Below are 16,559 nucleotides of genomic sequence, written 5' to 3' on the forward strand. Positions count from 1 at the left end.
AACGAATAGCTTACACAACACAAGTAATTAACAATAAATAACTATTTATTTATTATTTAACATCCATTATCCTACTCCAACGAGTGAATTTGCAATGATTACAAACAATACAATGCCTGTAATGATGACATACAACCAGTCTCGTTGAATGCCAAAATCTACCAATGAAAGCACAACGCGCATGACAGGTGTAAGCATTAAGACAACAACACTAAGCTGAACCCAGCCTATTGGTGAGAAGGTTAAAACCGAATGAATAATCCCACTGAATGTAGTGTAACTGGGATCTCCACCATCTTTAAAGACCGAATAGTCTGGTAAACCCATTCCTGAAGATGAAACGATATACCAAATACCACCTAACAACGCGATGACACAAGCCAAAAGAACTCCAATTCGCAAGGTATTGCCAATCAGAATGTTCATATTATTCTTAGAATTTGAATTGTTTTCCATATCAGAACTTACCTATAATACCATTATATATCATATTTAAAGCAACTAAAAAAATAGCAACAGCAAATATCTTTCTTAGGAGTTTAACATCCAAACGCTTCAAAAGTTTTGCTCCACTCATTGCCCCAGCCAACACACCTACCATAATTGGGAAGGCGATTCCTGGCTCTATATATCCTCGTTGCAAGTAAACTACAGCCGAAGTCACTGCAGTTACACCTATCATAAAGTTACTTGTCGTGGTACTAACCTTAAATGGCACCTTCATACAACTGTCCATAGCCAACACTTTCAGCACTCCGCTGCCAATACCCAATAGTCCTGACAAGGCACCAGCAAGCACCATCACCGCAAATCCACCTGGAACGTTCTTGAGTTCGTAGTTTTGAAGCTTCCCTTCTTTATTCGGATAACTGCCAAAGAGCTTCAATTTCATCGCCAACTTGCTTCCTTTCACGTCCACATAATCCGTCTTTTGTTTGAATTGCATAGCCACTGTGAGGAGCAAAACGCCTCCAAAGATAATCGCAATGGCATTTGTTGGCATCCATAATGCCGCTGCTGCACCCAAGACTGCACCGAGACTGGTAGCTACTTCAAGGAACATTCCCAACCGAATATTGGTCATTCCTTCCTTAACATAAGCACTTGCCGACCCCGATGAGGTTGCTATCGACGCTACCAAGGCTGCACCGATGGCATAATGAAAGTCTATTCCGAAACACAAGGTAAGCAGAGGAATGACTACAACGCCTCCTCCCAAACCGGTTAGCGAACCTAATAATCCTGCACAATAGGCTCCTAAAAACAATAAAATCGTGAAAACAATAATACTCATTGAGCTTTTTTTATTTGCAAAATTAGGCAAAATGTTAGAAACTAAAGGGGTGTTTTCTATAAAAAAGGCTGCTAACGATAGAAAAAATTGTCTTCTATCAGTTCCTAAACTGCCAGCTATTACAAACAAAAATGAGATGAATCACCGACTCATCTCATTCACTTATGGTTTTATTCAAAATCATATTATCTTCTTTCTAAAGAAGAACTGCCAAGTTAAGGCAAGCATAAAAGGCTGCGATGCCCACTGCTTTATGATTCCTTTTCCGGCACATTAAATGGTGTTGCCATGCGATCCATCTGCTCTGGAATCACAATCTTACCAAATTGTTGTTCGTACTTATAAATATTTTCTTGTAAAGCCTGCAACAAACGCTTGGCATGTTCGGGAGCCATTACTACACGCGCGCTCACCTCAGGCTTAGGCATTCCTGGCAACATCGTGGCAAAATCCAACACGAAGTCTGAGCTTGAATGAGTAATTAAGGCCAAGTTTGCATAAACACCTTTGGCGATTTCCGGTTTCAAATCTATTTGCAGGTTCTGCTGCTGATTGTTTTCATTTTCCATATATAATAATGTTTATAAAGGTTGTTAATTGAGTTATGACAAAGGTAAGCAAAATATTTGAATGTCACAAGAATTATATCTCATAACTGTTACAAATCTTTCACAACCCATTGCGCCACAAAAAATTTCGTCAAGTGTAGGGATTCGTGTCCACAAAAGAATATATTTCTATAAACATTTCGTAAATTTGCAACCATAGGCAGTTTTATTTATTGTGGTTCAACCTAACGAATGCCATGCTCCTTTGAAAGGAATAAGGAAGTCTTTTGTTTGTGTTGACCACCATCTCTGATTAAAAACTACATATAATAAACAATGGAAATAGCTATCATTGGTGGCGGGGCAGCGGGCTTTATGGCTGCCATCACCGCTCGAACGACCAACCCTGCAACAAAGGTAACTATCTTTGAGCGGTCACATAAGGTGTTGTCAAAAGTGGAAATCACAGGAGGCGGACGATGTAACCTAACAAACAGTTTTGCAAATATCACGGATATGCAGCAAGCTTACCCTCGAGGTGCAAAGCTGATGAAGCGCTTAATGAAGACCTTTAACCATGAAGATACGATTCGTTGGTTTGAATCTCATGGCGTACCCGTCGTAATACAGGAAGATGAATGTGTCTTTCCAAAGGCTCAAGACGCTCATGCTGTCATGGATTGCCTGACAAATCAAGCCAAGAAATTGGGCATTACTATCTGTTGCCGACACCGACTAACCTCGCTTCAACCTACGGAAGACGGACACATTGCCCTAACCTTTGCCGACGATTCCTGTCGAATGTTCGACCGAGTTGTCGTGACTACGGGTGGAGCGCCACAAGAAAAGCAACTTCATTACCTTGCCTCGCTGGGGCATAAGATAGCATCTCCCGTCCCATCCCTATTCACTTTCACCATCAACGACCATGCGTTTTGTAACCTCATGGGCACAGTTGTCGACTCGGTTGCAGTCACAATCCCAGGTACAAAAATGCGCGCAGAGGGACCACTCCTCGTGACGCACTGGGGAATGAGCGGTCCGGCAGTTCTGAAACTGTCTTCATACGCCGCCCGATGGCTGGCTGAACACGACTATAAATCACCGCTTTCGGTGAGCTGGATAGGTAAAATTTCGCGCACAGAAGTAGAAGATGTGCTCATAAAATTTCAGCTTCAACATGCCCGAAAACAACTCGGCACGCTCCATCCCCTGGCTATTCCAACGCGATTATGGCTCTACATCTTGGCTAAACTTCAATTAGATGAGAGGAAACCTTGGGGAGAACTTGGGCGAAAAACGCTGAATCGACTCATTGAAGTCTTAACCAACGATCAATATACCATTGCAAGCAAGGGCACATTTCGCGCCGAATTTGTGACTTGTGGCGGTATAAGTTTGGAATCAATCCATGCAAAAACACTCGAAAGTAAAGTTTGCCCAGGTCTCTATTTCGCTGGCGAAGTCCTGGATATCGATGCAATTACAGGAGGATTTAACCTGCAAGCGGCTTGGACAACAGGGGTTGTGGCAGGACAGGCAGCTGCAGAAAGTTGAAGAAAAAGAATGAGTGTACTAAACAATATCTCTTAAAACCAAAAGTGATTGCTACCTTTTTGCACGATATTTTACGTCAAATCATACAATCATCTGACGCAGTTTACTCGGTAAAATGGCACATATCATCGTGTGAAATGCCTCAAATGATTTAATGATTCTAAACCCCTATCAACATCCTCTCTTTTTCGTTGGTTTTCAGCTATAAAACAAACACAACACATTCTATAATCTTTAAGCTCACGACCTCCATATCAATATGAAATAAAAAAGGTCCACATTGGCGATAAAATGACCAATATGGACCTTTGATTACTTTTTTGTAATAAGCCTATCTGAATGGAGACCGGGCCTTATCTTACTTAAAATTATACATCAAACCAATATTCAGGTTGTTTGTAAACGTACCATTCTTCGTGAAAGGCTGGCTATGTGGATAGCGACCAGCAGGCATACGATAAACTGTATGGCTATAGAATAGCGAAAGATTGCGGTTGATTGAGTAGCCCACTTGACCACCAACATTCAATGCCCCCTTAAATCCGCCAGTGCCCATCAACATCGTTGGACCTCCATAGAAATATACATTCCAACGGCGAGCAGGGTCAAATCCTGAGATGGCATTAAGCGCATTGAGTTGATAATCGAATGAAACGAGCACGTTGTTGAAGTGTTCTGTATAGATACCTGCACCTTCGTTGTTGTCCATTTTCTCTCTCATCCACTCGCCTTGTACACGAACTCCGTGCACTGTTGAGAAGTTATAACCGGCAAAAGCCATTGCATTCTTCAGCAAATCTCCCTTTTGAGAGCTGAACTTCCAACGCCAAATGGTGTTATTCCAACCGAATCCACCGCCGACAAAGAAGCCTTGTAATGGTAAGTTATAACGCTTTTCTTCAGGAAGAGTCTCATCATAGTCACGGTATTTCTTACTTCTCATAAGCATAGAAACACCCACATTGAGTGCAAATTGATTATGACGATTGTCATCAGAAGCAGACAACTTGATTGCTGAGAAGGTTGGTTCGAAGGTCAAACGCAAGTCATTTGTCAACTTAGCCCATAACTGTCCACCTACTCGGAACGTATGATAGTTGCCCTCAAATGTATTGACAAAGCCTGCACTTGTCTTCTTTGCATGACCTATTTCATATCCACCAAAGACATTAAAGCCAAGGGGTGAGTTCCAATCATAATGCGAAACGAAGCCTAATGGATTAATCAACAGGTCGAATAAAGCACCACGCGTACCAATGAGCAAGGTGACATCATCTCCCATAAAGCTACCTTTGTCCCAGTTAGCATTGGTTACATGTGCACCGCCTCGAACGCCAACAGCAGAGTTTGCCCACCATCCAACGAGGAACTTTGAATCAAAACCTGTGGTCTTGAAACCTTTCAAAGGAGTTTTACTCATAAACGTTGGCCCAATACCATACTCTAAGAAGAGAGGACGACGCATCGGATTGCCTTCATCATCGCGGATAAGGAAGTTGCGGAAAGCATCAAACGAATACATCACACCAATGTTCAAGTTGTTCGTATACGTTCCATCTCGCGTATAAACAAGGCTCGTTGGATAATAATGTTTATTGAAACGATAAATCGTATGGCTATAGAACAGAGAGACATCTGGCGTGAGATTATACGTAACCATACCTCCGACATTAGCCGCAAGCTTAGTTCCGCCGTCACCAACAGCAAGTGTTGGACCACCATAGAGATATACATTCCAGCGGCAAGATGGGTCATATCCTGCCATATAGTTATAGAGATTGAACTGATAGTCAAGTGAAAGGAGATAATTATTTGGCTTCAGTTTTACTTGACTTGCATAGTTAGGGAAGGCTATTTTCTCGCGCATCCACTCACTCTGTAGACGTATACCGTGAAGTTCATTGAAGTGATAACCACCAAAGATTGTGGCATTCTTCAACACACCATGCTGATATCCAGAGAATCGCCAATCCCAAATAGTGTTGCTCCAACCCATACCTACGCCTAAGAAATAGCCCTTCTTGGGAATATTCCGAACCTCATCTGAGGGGACATCTGGGTAGTTACGCTCTGCCTGACGCTTGAAAAGTACAGCTACTCCGGCCTTCAACGCATATTCGTTATAGTTATATCCATTTACACCTTTAAGCTTAACTGACGATACCATCGGTTCAAGAGTAAAGCGAAGTCCATTAGCAAGGCGTGCCCAAAGCTGCACACCACCACGTAAAGCAGTATAGTTTCCTTCAAAAGAATCAGCATAAGGTGTCATGGTTCGCTTGCCTTGACCAAACTCATAACCTCCAACAAGGTTGAATCCAAACGGCATTTCCCAATTATAATCCTTAACAAAACCAAGAGGATTAATAAGTAAGTCGGCTGCAATTCCACGTGTACCAACGAGGAGTTTTGTATCTTCATTCGCGTACTGGGTAGTCTGCCAGTCTGCATTTGTGACGTGAACTCCACCGCGAAGTGCAAAGGCTGAGGAGAACCACCAGCCTATAGAAGCATTGGCATCAAAGCCTCTTGTGTTGCGGAAACGTAACGGAGTACGGCCTGTATAGGCTGGACCGAAGCCGTATTCAAAGAAGAAACGGCGTTGAGAAGCAGCTGCAAAGATATTGTTATCTCGGTCGAAATTATACATGACACCCACGTTAAGGTTGTTCGTAAAGATACCATCACGAGTATAAACCATGTGGTGTGGGTAGCGTGTTTTTGGCATACGATAAATAGTATGGCTATAGAAGAGAGAGAGGTTTGGTGTTATATTATAGGTAACCATACCTCCAACATTAGCTGCAAAGGCTGCACCTCCATCGCCTAACAATAGCGTTGGGCCGGCATACATATATACATTCCAGCGACGAAGTGGGTCATATCCCGCCATCGCATTAAAGAGATTAATCTGGTAATCAGTTGATAACAGGTAGTTATTATAGGTAAACTTTTCTATACCTGAACCATAACTATCAAAGAAAGCCTGTGCTTCCTTCATCCACTCTGCCTGTAAACGAATGCCATGTATCTTGTTGAAACGATATCCTCCAAAGAGAACCGCATTCTTCAATAAGTCATGTTGGTAGCCTTTGAAACGCCATTCCCACACTGTATTGTTCCATCCTAAGCCCAAACCCAAGAAGTATCCGCGCTGAATGGTATTGAGAACAGAGTCCGATTCCACGTTACGATAGTTACGGATTCCTTTGTCTCGGAAGAGCAATGAGAGTCCAAGCTTGACAGCATATTCATCATAACGCTCACGATCGAGATTGCCATTATAATGCTCTATCTGCATATAAGTAGGCTCAAGTGTTAGGCGAAGATCATTTGTTAGCTTCATCCAAAGCTGTCCTCCAAATCTAAATGCAGTATAATTTCCTTCATAAGAACCAAACAAACTGGCTGCTGTCTTCTTCATTCCACCAAATTCATAGCCCGCAAGAAGATTCATTCCAACAGGTGCATCCCAATTATAATGGCGCTTAAATCCAAAGGGATTGAAGAGGAAGTCAACGTTTACACCACGTGTTCCGATAAGGGACTTCGTGTCATCATTGCCTATTGAGCCTTGCTTCCAGTCGCCGTTGGTCACATGAACACCTGCACGCACACCAGCTGCAGGTGCTAACCACCAGCCCACTGCTGCCAAAGCATCGAATCCTCTTGTGTTACGCAGCGACAAATTGTATGATTTTCCAACATACATTGGACCAAAACTATAGTCAAAGAACATCGGATAACGAAGATGTTGCAATTGACCATTGTCAAGCATATAGCGTTTTTGGTTGTTGAAATGCTTTTGGAATATACCTGCATTGGCCATATACGAGAGCTGCTTCGCAAAGTTCCACTGATAAGCGAAATTCACTCCATAACTAAAATCAGGGTCACTATAACCAGGATTAGCCAAGAGATTCAACTTCTTTGTAGCCACTTTGAAATAGGGTTCCAAGGCAATTGAAGCGTATGGACTTGCAAAGAACTTGAACTGTACACCCACATGACCATCTAATGCGGCTCCAGAAGTGCTGGCACCAACGGCAGTCATGTCTGCATTATTCCATGAATGAAGGCTTGCAGTCTGTACTCCTAAGCCCAAGATTCCAGACACATTGAAGGGGCGTTCAGGTCGATAGCCCAAGAGATAATTACTGAAATTATACAAGAAGTCAACGTAACCGCCGTATGAATTGTATTGGTTTGTGTTGTAAACTGTCGTGGAAGCATGTGAGTAAGCCCATGCCTTTTCGAAGCCCAACCGGAAGGAAACCATCGGACTTACAACTTTACCTACGCCCAAACGCAAGCTGAGTGTTGGCGTGAAAGATGCGGCATTCGTATTATGATAGAATCCACCGACACCACCACCCATATCTATAAAGGTATTGTTCCAAAAGTCTCCACGCACATAACGGTCACCTTTGAAACGATGACGGCTATCAAGAACGAATCTCAAAGCATTGAAATTCTTCTGTCGGGCAGCACCATAATATGCAGTATCTTGCGCTTGTGTGGTCGCAGATGCAGGGATTACATCTTCTAAATCGCTTAAATCGCGCGCAACAGTATCAGGATCTTGCACGGTAAGAGGATGCACATCCGCAGACAACATCTTTGTTGAGACAGAGGCCTTTGCACTTCCTCCTCCTACAAAGGCTACTGATACAGATAACAGTAACAAAAATATTTTTTTCATCTTCTTTCTGTTTTATCTATTTATTCGGCCACCTCAGCCTTTTCATCATCATTATCTTCCGTCTTCGTTATATACTTGAAACGTTTCCGATAGACCGGAATATTAGCCTCTTTATACGGATAACGTTTGCGAAGGTCATCGCTAACATTCGCATCTGTAGTATAGAACTTCTTGAAAGAAGGCTCCAAATCAAAGCTATGTTGGAAGTAAGCTAAGAAGTCCGGGCAATCAATGGCCTGGAGTTTCAAGGCTGTTTCCGAACCATACTTACTGATAAGGTCAGTCAAAGTGACGTTATCCATGTCGGGATCATTTGCTGCAATGATTCCCTTTAGATACCATTTCTTTGCCAAGTTATCAGGCAACGAGTCAACAAGTGGCTCAACCTGTTTATAGGTATAGCCCAACTCAGGTGCAAGTTCAGTACTAAGCACAGCTCGATTGACTGGATTTGATTGCATTACATAGGCTAATGCCGTCTTCGCACGAGCCTCTTCTTCTGGTGTTTTGTTTTGTTTGAAGAACAATGTCTCAAGATCTATGAGCATCTTCAACTCATGGAACTTCTCTGTATCGGGCAATTTATTTGCCAAGAAGGCAGCTTCTCCCATCTTACGCTTACGAAGATACATCAACGCTTGATTGGCTACAATCTCTTTATAGTTAACCGTATAGGTGTAAGAGTTATCAAAAGCTATCGGACGCGTCACCTCAACACCTGACTGCATGTCTATAAATGGAGCGAGGATGCTAAGGTCTATCGAGTCCTGTTCAAGCATATAACAAGCTACACGATTAGCAATGTAGGCTGCAAATGGACTATATTTCGCTGTTTTGCGCGCCATATTCTGACGATAAGCCCTGAAAACGAGTTTCCTTACTTCAGCAGAATCCTTTATCTGTTTCAATAAATTATAATAGTCTCCATTTGAAAACACCTCAGGACCATTCTCTGCATAGCGTGGATCGTTATAGTAAGTCCAAACCGTTTCAACAGGATCTAAAATCTTGTTACGACGAATAGTGTATGTACTTTGAATCTTTCGTTGATTCTCCATGATTCTAACCACGAGCGGATTGCTATCCATCATGCGGCGTAAAGCAGCCTTATCACCTGCTTTTCCATATTTACGCAGTTCGTCTGCCTCGGCAGTTTGTCCATGGGCAACCAACGAATCAGCTACATCATCCCATGTATACACACGAGGATCCTTAACAATCAGGTTTGCACTATTTATCTGAGAACCAACAATATTCAATATCTTTCGCGCACGACGAGCAGCTAAGTCCTTGTTGAAATTATAGCCACCTTCAGGTGAAGCACCTCCTTGAATGGTGAAACCAACAAGTGATCGTCCGTAAGAACGAAGCTCTCGAACAAGCATATCAAGTGTTTGTTGATTGATAGTATCAGGAGTTAACTCGTCTTTTGCTACGATAAAATACAACTGAAGCTCTCTTGGAACTTCCTGAAGACGTGCTCTCACTTGCTCAAAGAAACGCGGTCCAAGGTCCATATCGACTTTAGCTGTTGCCAAATCCAACATCTTCCATGGTTTACGGCTATGCGATGTACCCTCTTTAAACTCTTTATAATAAACATGAGTATAGTCTTCCAAGCTCAAAGTTCCTATCCACTTATAGCCTTTATCAGGGTCAGGTTTCGGATAAGTAATTTCCCAATCCATCTTCACGGGCATCGAACTTAGTCGTGGATCTACTTTATAATAAGGATGAAGTGAGTCGTTGCGGTTATAATCATAACTCTTTCGACGAATCTGATTAGCGTGATATTGGAAACCTTCCAATACCACGGGCTCCAAATACTGCACCGTGTCTTTTGATTCTATGTCTATCGCTGCAGGCTGAAAAATCAGTCGTGAGTGCTTTGTTGCATAGTCTTCGGGCAATCCAATCGATACATTCCAATGGAGATTTGGTCCATCATCCAAAGGGGGTTGCTCTATAAAGTTCACTCCTTTGCGTTTCGCATAGACGCTTGTACCCTGTAACAAGATGGCATCATCAGTCCCCGAAGCGAAAGTTATGTCATAGTTTAGCTGTGTACCCTTTATTTCTATCACCTTTACCTGTGCGCCATTGGTCACCAATAAAGCACCATTTGCAGAAACATCAGCCTCAAAGTGTCCTTCATAATCAGGCGTAATAACGTCATTACTCTTGATATTCACAACACTACCCAGCTCGCGTCCTTTTGTATTATATAGGTTTGCTTGCGCCCGAGCGTCCTTTTTGTTGTCGAAAATATATACGGGTGTCGACAAAGGTTCTTTCGCATTACCCTTTCCATCCAATGTTCTCATCATCTTTGAGACATTACCTGTGATATGAATCACCTGTGCATGTCCCATGAATACAAACAGACAAGAAAACAATAACAGAATTATGTGTTTACTATATGCTTTCATCTTCAACTTATTTTATCGTTTACCATATCGTATAAGATAGGGAAATACCAATCTTTGTCGGTAGAATGTGCAATGACTTAAAGCCTTCTCTCGTTAAGCCCGAACCATCATTGAGTTCTATTGCCTGCCCATCCATACGTGTAACAGTATGACTATTCCCCACAAGTCCTACGCCGGCATGAGCATCTAAGGCAAGTTTGTTGGACAAAGCAAAGACGTAACCAAACGTAATTCCAGCGCCTAAGGCATATCCATCGTAACGAACATGCTTATGGATTACATTGTAATCGGCAGCCAAAAGACCTACACCAACAAAATGATGATATAGCGGACGTCCACCGAAATAATAGCGATATTCTGGCTGAACGCCTACAACTTTCATATCTTTGTGGATATATGGATTATGATTTCCAAAGACTGTAAGTCCTAAAGTCGAGCGATTGCCAATCGTCATCTCGGCACCTAAGTTATAAGTTTGTGTCGCAAGCATCATTACATCCGTATTAATGCTGAGCTTCTGTGCATGGGATACAATGGTTCCCAAAGCCATGATGAAAATCAAAATTATCTTTTTCATTTCTTATATAGCCTTATTATGCGTGTTTAGTTCTTTTCAAATACAACTGCCATTCGGGCAAAACAAAGTCGCGAGCAACCTCATACAGCTTACTTTCTGCACGATGTTCTCTCGTCTGTAAGGGCAAGTAAGCCAGCGTTTTACGGCTTGGCATCACTAAGTTTGAAGGCATTGGAGTCATCATTGAGACTACAGAGTCATGTTCTTCCACTGACTTTACCTCATGATTTGCATCATTTTGCGGTGCAATCTCAGTCTTTTCACCGCCTAATTTGACTGCTTTTATCAAGTCATTTGCATAGCGTTTTTCGTTCTCTAAACGCTGTTGTTCAAATCGTTTCTCGTAGTCTACCTTCTCCAAAGAGTCTCGGCGGACACGCGCTGCAACCTTATTTGCCTCATTAATGCTATCGCGTTGCAACTTCAAATTAGCCAAAGTGATGCGATAGTTGTTGTCAACCATCATGCGTTTCTTATACTTATTGGCTACATTCGGTCCGAAATGATAAACCAATGAAGCACGGATTACGTCGGTAGATGCGGCATAAATTAATGGCTGGAAGGTTAGTTTGTAGCCGTTTTCAGGCTTTGTAGTTTGATATTCATAACGATTTCCGTTAAGAACTCGCTTATATTCCTTGAACTTTGCAAACACTACACCGCCATTCAAGCCTAAATCGAGGTCGAGACGACTGCCATTCATATAACCATAGAGTTGGTGAACATAGCCAAACATCAGGCCTCCGAAGACAGAATTTCCTTTTCGTCCTGTTGCATTCAACTTGATATCAAAGCTATTTGCACCTGCATAGATACCCCAATAAAACACACTTGTGGGTTTCTTTCCATGCCAATATTTCCGCAACTGGAGTCTACCATCATAGAGATCATAGACATGATAGAGGGTTTCTTTTGACTGTTCTTTCCAATTCAAGCGTCCCTGCACACCCAAAGTCCACTTACTCCAGTTCTTGTTTCCTAACGTAAACTCTACTCCAATGTTAGGGGTTAGAGCCAGCCAGTCCACAGTATTGGTTCTGATATTAAATCTTTGACCAAACGTCAAAGTATCAACCTTGTTGTAGTATAGCTGTTGCGCGTCTGCGGGCACAATGAAAAGCATTTGTGCAAACAGGCAAACCAGCCATCTACATAGTTTAGAATGATTCATAAACTGCTATAAAATCGTTATCTTTTTACTTTTTCTTCGTAGCTGTTATCGAAAGCAATTGCTTTGCATAACTATCATTTGGGTCAAGATTTATAATCTTTTCAGCATAGCTTATCGCCTCAGGCATCACCTTCTTTGTATAGTAATAATAAGAAAGTTGCTTGTAACATTCGATTAAATAATCTTTATCTCCACCTTCTTTTTCCAATAATTCGGCTGCACGTTTATAATAAGGTTTAGCCAATCCGCGTGCATTCTTGGGGTCCATCAAGGCATTTGCCTTAGCTCTCCAATAATAACCTACATAGCTATTAGGCTTCAAACGTGACACTTCAGCAAACACATTCTCAGCTTGTTTGAGTGTATTGAGGTCATAATCTGACGATGAAGCATCCGTAGAATTGGCTGTAGCCTTCTTCCAATAAAGCAGTCCCAATTGGAACAAATCATGCGAACGGTCGTATGTAGAGTCAGTAATTCGCGCTAAATTCTCACGTGTATATTTGATTGCATTATCGTAATCACCTATCTTATTATAGGCATTTGCGATGTCTTTATCAATGCCTGGAACGTCTTTTGCCAATGCTCTTGCCTGCTCAAACTTTTGAATTGCTTCAGGAGTTCGCTTCAAACCATTGAGCACATAGCCGTAGTAAAGATAATCGGTATAGCGGAGTTTCGCCGAGTCTGTATGCATATCCATCAACTCTTTGGCATTCTCCAACGCACGATCATAATGCTCTAAGTCGGTATTACAATAGAGCATGAGTCGCACAAGGTCTGTATTGTGGGGATAGAACTCACTGCCTTCGGTGGCTACTTCCAATGCTTTCTTGTAGTTACCCGATAGTAAAACAGACTGCGCATAATGCACAAGTTCTTTCTCTGTGAGCTTCTTTAGTCCCTGCTTTTCATACAAAGCAATGGCTGCATCATAGCGTTGTGCATCATAATAGAGTTCAGCTATCCTCCCGTCAATAGACAAATCAGGACGCAACTGCTTAATCGTCTCCAACTTGCGCATGGCATCTGGCATATCCGTGAACCTTACTAATTCAGCATATTTGAAATAAGCTTCGGGGTCATGGCGGTCAAAATACATTGCACGGCGATAGTAATACTTCGCTGAATCAATTTTTCCTTGGGCCTGCGCAATGTCTCCTCCTAAGCTAATTGCTAAAGGAGTAATCTTATAACACTTGCGAGTCAAGTAGAAATACTTCTCTGCTTCATCAATCTTTCCAGCCTGAAGATAAGCTAATCCTATTTTAGCAATAAGGTCAGTGTTATCCTTATCCGCCTTCATTGCAGTCTCTGCATACGATTGTGCCAGCCTTTCATTCGTCTTAATTAACTTTACCATTTCCTCAATCTGACCGTTTTTCATTGGGTTTTGAGCAATAGAAGACGTGACCGTTAACCAGAGAACAATACCTAATAATCTTAATTTACACATAGCTATGATATTATTGTGTTACGCAACACGATAAAGAATATTTAATCTCTAATCCTTATAAATCACCACAAAGCTAACATATTTTTTTGTGAATAAACACATATTTAAGAAGAATCAGATTTTAATTATCTTTTATTAACGCTAAGTTTGTTTACACACAAACACGAAAGATTCCTGTCTTTACTATATTTCAACATCTTCAATAATAGTGCTTATACACACTATTCATTCTATTTAAGAATAAAAATAAAAAGATTGAATTAATTACAGAGTATCAATATATACAGCTTTCTACAAAAATTAAAATATAAAAAAGAAGGGTAAACAAATGAATAATTTGTATTCCCTTCTTTTTATTTATATTAAAAACAAGATGTAAACCCACCGAGTTCTCTCCTGCTTTCAACTATATTTATTTCTCTTTTTCAATCTTATTGTCCTACATAGATTGGACGAATACTATACATAGCCCGTTTTGAATTTGGTATTTTTCCTACAGTTGCATAGTTTAACTGCCCATTAGTTACCGTGATATAACTGAAAGTAAATACCGACGCTTTTTCAGCATTTACACCATCTGCCGTCCAATATAACGCCTGTCTTCCTGGATTAGCCAATGTAGGATTACCATCGTTGTAATCTTGATATGATCCTGCTGCAGGAAAGAATATACCTTTATCTAAATCTTCTTTAGTAAACTTAAACATTTTAGTATTATTATTTCGAGCATAGTCATTGCTACCAGTGCCAAACATATGTCCCAGACTACCGGTCTCACCAGACTTCTTATTTATTTTTCCTTGCTTTGTCACTATATATCCTATTTCTGAAGTATTCGTTGGTTTAGGAACAAAGAGAACACCAAATACATCATGCTGTCCGTCCGAATAGTATCCAACATACTGAGCTGTATGTTTCATCAAACTTTCATAATCTGCTTTCGTCGGCAACTTCCATTTATGATTTGATGCATAGTAAGCAAGATCACCATATTCTCCATTGGAAACTTTCCCTTGTATATTACCTGTACTTACATCATAATGTGATTGTTGTGCCCCAGAGTAGTTATGTGCCTGCGAAATATCCCTCCAACGGAAGTGATCAAAAGCTACATTATCTTTATTCTGGGGAAGTTGTTGAGGACTAAGATTCAACGGATCCTCTTCCATGTAGAAGTAATCCCAAGGATTCTTTGCAAGATGATACCCATCAATCCAACCTTCTGTTTTTGAACCAGGAGTATATTGCAGATTATATTTACCCCACCTTATATTATCAATTTCAATATAAGGTGTGAACTCTTTCACTGCAACAGTAAACGGAAGATAGTCTGCTCCATTTACCTTCAGCCCGGTTTTCACTTCGAATTTATAAGTTTTTCCCTCATCGGTAACAACAGTAAACTCTGGCTTAAAGTTCTGATCAGGAAACACAGCAACATCAAACTCACTGCGAGAACTTGTAGGTGTGATTGTGATTGCACCCATTGTAAGATCTTCAAACTGGCCAGTCAGAACATTAAAACGTGCTTCTTCGATGACATTTGACAGCGTAAGTTTCTTAATATTGTTCAGTTTTGCACCACCAGCTGTAAAATCTAAGTGCAACACGGCATACAACTTTTCCATTGCAACGCTACCCGATGCAGTGCGACCTCCCTGTGCAGCCTTCACCGTTGCAGTGCCGTAGCTATAATCAAAATATTTTATTGTCTCAAGAGTTCCGTCTTGATTCTTCTCCACTACATGATGATTTTCAGTCACCACGCCTTTAAGCATGCTGACATGCACCTTAGATTGAACAAAACCTTCACTCAATTTATAAGGATAAAACACTCCTATTTTGTCGTTATCCTTACATTCTATATCACCTTTCAACGTCGTTTCATTACCAGTACCCTTTGCTGTAAGCTGTTCAACTCTATGAGGTTCTGAGATGTTATAAGCCAAAAAGACATCTCCATCCTCCCATTTGTTTCCATCAACAAGGCTTACTATTGAACGAGACTTAGCAGATGCACTCGTTTGTTCATCAGCATTGGTTGATATAGTCAATGTACGTCTTACACTCTTCTCGGGGCTTATCACCGTGTTATCCTCGTTGTTCTGGTCACTTGCACACGAGAACAGCCCCAAAGCAGTAACTCCAAGAACAACACTTAAAATCTTTTTTAAAGTCATGTAGTTTCTTTTTGTAATGGGTTATTAATTTGTTTCTTCCTCATCAGCAGCGAAAGGATTCATCTTTGCAGGTGAACCTGGTCCGCCAAGTGTCTGATGCGGTTGCGGAGTTAGATTTTGGTTAGAGACTCCAATACCACTCCCTGCCAACATAGCGTGGTCAAAATTGACTGCAACCGATAGGCTGCATGGCTTTACATAAACTTTTTTCATTGTTAACCGAATACTTTTTTGTTTCATTTATTAACTCTCTATCGTACATTCTCTGTACGTTGCTTTGATTCCCTGAAAATACAATTGTGCAATAAAGCCTTAATTTTCTTCACACGAAAAACATCAATGTGTCAATTAAAACAGCTGCACATCTTTTCTCATAATAGACAATTCTACTACTTGTCTTTATGACAATGCAAAGGTATATATATTTAATTAAAATACAAAAAACCGTAAAGACAAAAGCCGAGTCTATGCGTAAACAAACGTTAATATATAGAATCTTACCGTAAAATAGAATAATTTTTAATGCAAGAAAACTGCATATAACGAATAAATAAACACAACCTTTTGTTTAAAAAGAATCAAAACCAAGACAAACCCCTCCCCCATCATTCCGCGTTTCCTATCAATTCATCGTATAAAGAGCAT

The 16,559-nt window shown here is 41.0% G+C and carries 12 protein-coding genes; 2 read left to right on the forward strand and 10 right to left on the reverse strand.

The window, feature by feature from the left end; all coding sequences use genetic code 11:
* Positions 1–66 precede the first annotated feature (66 nt).
* The gene (locus HMPREF9420_RS05815; protein WP_007134563.1) at positions 67–456 is read right to left on the reverse strand and encodes a DUF1634 domain-containing protein; all 390 of its coding nucleotides are present in this window, start codon (positions 454–456) and stop codon (positions 67–69) included.
* A 1-nt stretch (position 457) separates the two neighbouring features.
* On the reverse strand, positions 458–1,294 hold the full coding sequence (locus HMPREF9420_RS05820; RefSeq protein ID WP_044078790.1) for a sulfite exporter TauE/SafE family protein: 837 nt from the start codon (positions 1,292–1,294) through the stop codon (positions 458–460).
* Between HMPREF9420_RS05820 and HMPREF9420_RS05825 the strand changes: the two genes are divergently transcribed.
* Positions 1,275–1,571 carry a hypothetical protein gene (locus tag HMPREF9420_RS05825; RefSeq protein ID WP_147625626.1) on the forward strand — a complete coding sequence of 99 codons (297 nt, stop codon included), beginning with the start codon at positions 1,275–1,277 and terminating at the stop codon, positions 1,569–1,571. The genes HMPREF9420_RS05820 and HMPREF9420_RS05825 overlap by 20 nt on opposite strands.
* Here the strand turns inward: HMPREF9420_RS05825 and HMPREF9420_RS05830 are convergent.
* Entirely contained in the window at positions 1,546–1,863 is a 318-nt protein-coding gene (locus HMPREF9420_RS05830) for a DUF3467 domain-containing protein (RefSeq protein ID WP_007134565.1), read from the reverse strand. The genes HMPREF9420_RS05825 and HMPREF9420_RS05830 overlap by 26 nt on opposite strands.
* A gap of 315 nt (positions 1,864–2,178) precedes the next feature.
* On the opposite strand from HMPREF9420_RS05830, the gene HMPREF9420_RS05835 reads away from it, so the two are divergent.
* Complete coding sequence (locus HMPREF9420_RS05835) at positions 2,179–3,399, forward strand: BaiN/RdsA family NAD(P)/FAD-dependent oxidoreductase (RefSeq protein WP_007134566.1); 1,221 nt, start codon at positions 2,179–2,181, stop codon at positions 3,397–3,399.
* Positions 3,400–3,757: 358 nt separating this feature from the next.
* Here HMPREF9420_RS05835 and HMPREF9420_RS05840 read toward each other — a convergent pair whose 3' ends face one another.
* The 7 genes from HMPREF9420_RS05840 to HMPREF9420_RS13900 all read right to left on the reverse strand — a co-directional run bounded on the left by HMPREF9420_RS05840 (position 3,758) and on the right by HMPREF9420_RS13900 (position 16,127).
* Entirely contained in the window at positions 3,758–8,101 is a 4,344-nt protein-coding gene (locus HMPREF9420_RS05840; RefSeq protein WP_007134567.1) for an outer membrane beta-barrel protein, read from the reverse strand.
* A 20-nt stretch (positions 8,102–8,121) separates the two neighbouring features.
* Positions 8,122–10,530 (reverse strand): OmpA family protein, encoded by a 2,409-nt coding sequence (locus HMPREF9420_RS05845; RefSeq protein WP_007134568.1) that lies wholly within the window; start codon positions 10,528–10,530, stop codon positions 8,122–8,124.
* Between the two features lie 19 nt (positions 10,531–10,549).
* Positions 10,550–11,107 (reverse strand): DUF3575 domain-containing protein, encoded by a 558-nt coding sequence (locus HMPREF9420_RS05850; RefSeq protein ID WP_007134569.1) that lies wholly within the window; start codon positions 11,105–11,107, stop codon positions 10,550–10,552.
* A 16-nt stretch (positions 11,108–11,123) separates the two neighbouring features.
* Positions 11,124–12,278, reverse strand: coding sequence for a DUF3575 domain-containing protein (locus HMPREF9420_RS05855; protein ID WP_044078793.1), 1,155 nt, complete (start codon positions 12,276–12,278; stop codon positions 11,124–11,126).
* Positions 12,279–12,303: 25 nt separating this feature from the next.
* Entirely contained in the window at positions 12,304–13,734 is a 1,431-nt protein-coding gene (locus tag HMPREF9420_RS05860) for a tetratricopeptide repeat protein (protein ID WP_007134571.1), read from the reverse strand.
* 431 nt (positions 13,735–14,165) lie between these two features.
* Positions 14,166–15,914 carry a hypothetical protein gene (locus HMPREF9420_RS05865; RefSeq protein WP_007134572.1) on the reverse strand — a complete coding sequence of 583 codons (1,749 nt, stop codon included), beginning with the start codon at positions 15,912–15,914 and terminating at the stop codon, positions 14,166–14,168.
* 24 nt (positions 15,915–15,938) lie between these two features.
* Entirely contained in the window at positions 15,939–16,127 is a 189-nt protein-coding gene (locus tag HMPREF9420_RS13900) for a hypothetical protein (protein ID WP_147625628.1), read from the reverse strand.
* Positions 16,128–16,559: the final 432 nt, after the last annotated feature.

The sequence above is a fragment of the Segatella salivae DSM 15606 genome, from assembly GCF_000185845.1.
GTDB classification, from domain to species: Bacteria; Bacteroidota; Bacteroidia; order Bacteroidales; family Bacteroidaceae; genus Prevotella; species Prevotella salivae.

Coding starts and splice junctions, on each gene's coding strand:
- HMPREF9420_RS05850 (WP_007134569.1), bottom strand. CDS start 11,107: ATGAAAAAGATAATTTTGATTTTCATCATGGCTTTGGGAACCATTGTA.
- HMPREF9420_RS05865 (WP_007134572.1), bottom strand. CDS start 15,914: ATGACTTTAAAAAAGATTTTAAGTGTTGTTCTTGGAGTTACTGCTTTG.
- HMPREF9420_RS05820 (WP_044078790.1), bottom strand. CDS start 1,294: ATGAGTATTATTGTTTTCACGATTTTATTGTTTTTAGGAGCCTATTGT.
- HMPREF9420_RS05845 (WP_007134568.1), bottom strand. CDS start 10,530: ATGAAAGCATATAGTAAACACATAATTCTGTTATTGTTTTCTTGTCTG.
- HMPREF9420_RS05840 (WP_007134567.1), bottom strand. CDS start 8,101: ATGAAAAAAATATTTTTGTTACTGTTATCTGTATCAGTAGCCTTTGTA.
- HMPREF9420_RS05855 (WP_044078793.1), bottom strand. CDS start 12,278: ATGAATCATTCTAAACTATGTAGATGGCTGGTTTGCCTGTTTGCACAA.
- HMPREF9420_RS05815 (WP_007134563.1), bottom strand. CDS start 456: ATGGAAAACAATTCAAATTCTAAGAATAATATGAACATTCTGATTGGC.
- HMPREF9420_RS13900 (WP_147625628.1), bottom strand. CDS start 16,127: ATGAAAAAAGTTTATGTAAAGCCATGCAGCCTATCGGTTGCAGTCAAT.
- HMPREF9420_RS05830 (WP_007134565.1), bottom strand. CDS start 1,863: ATGGAAAATGAAAACAATCAGCAGCAGAACCTGCAAATAGATTTGAAA.
- HMPREF9420_RS05860 (WP_007134571.1), bottom strand. CDS start 13,734: ATGTGTAAATTAAGATTATTAGGTATTGTTCTCTGGTTAACGGTCACG.
- HMPREF9420_RS05835 (WP_007134566.1), top strand. CDS start 2,179: ATGGAAATAGCTATCATTGGTGGCGGGGCAGCGGGCTTTATGGCTGCC.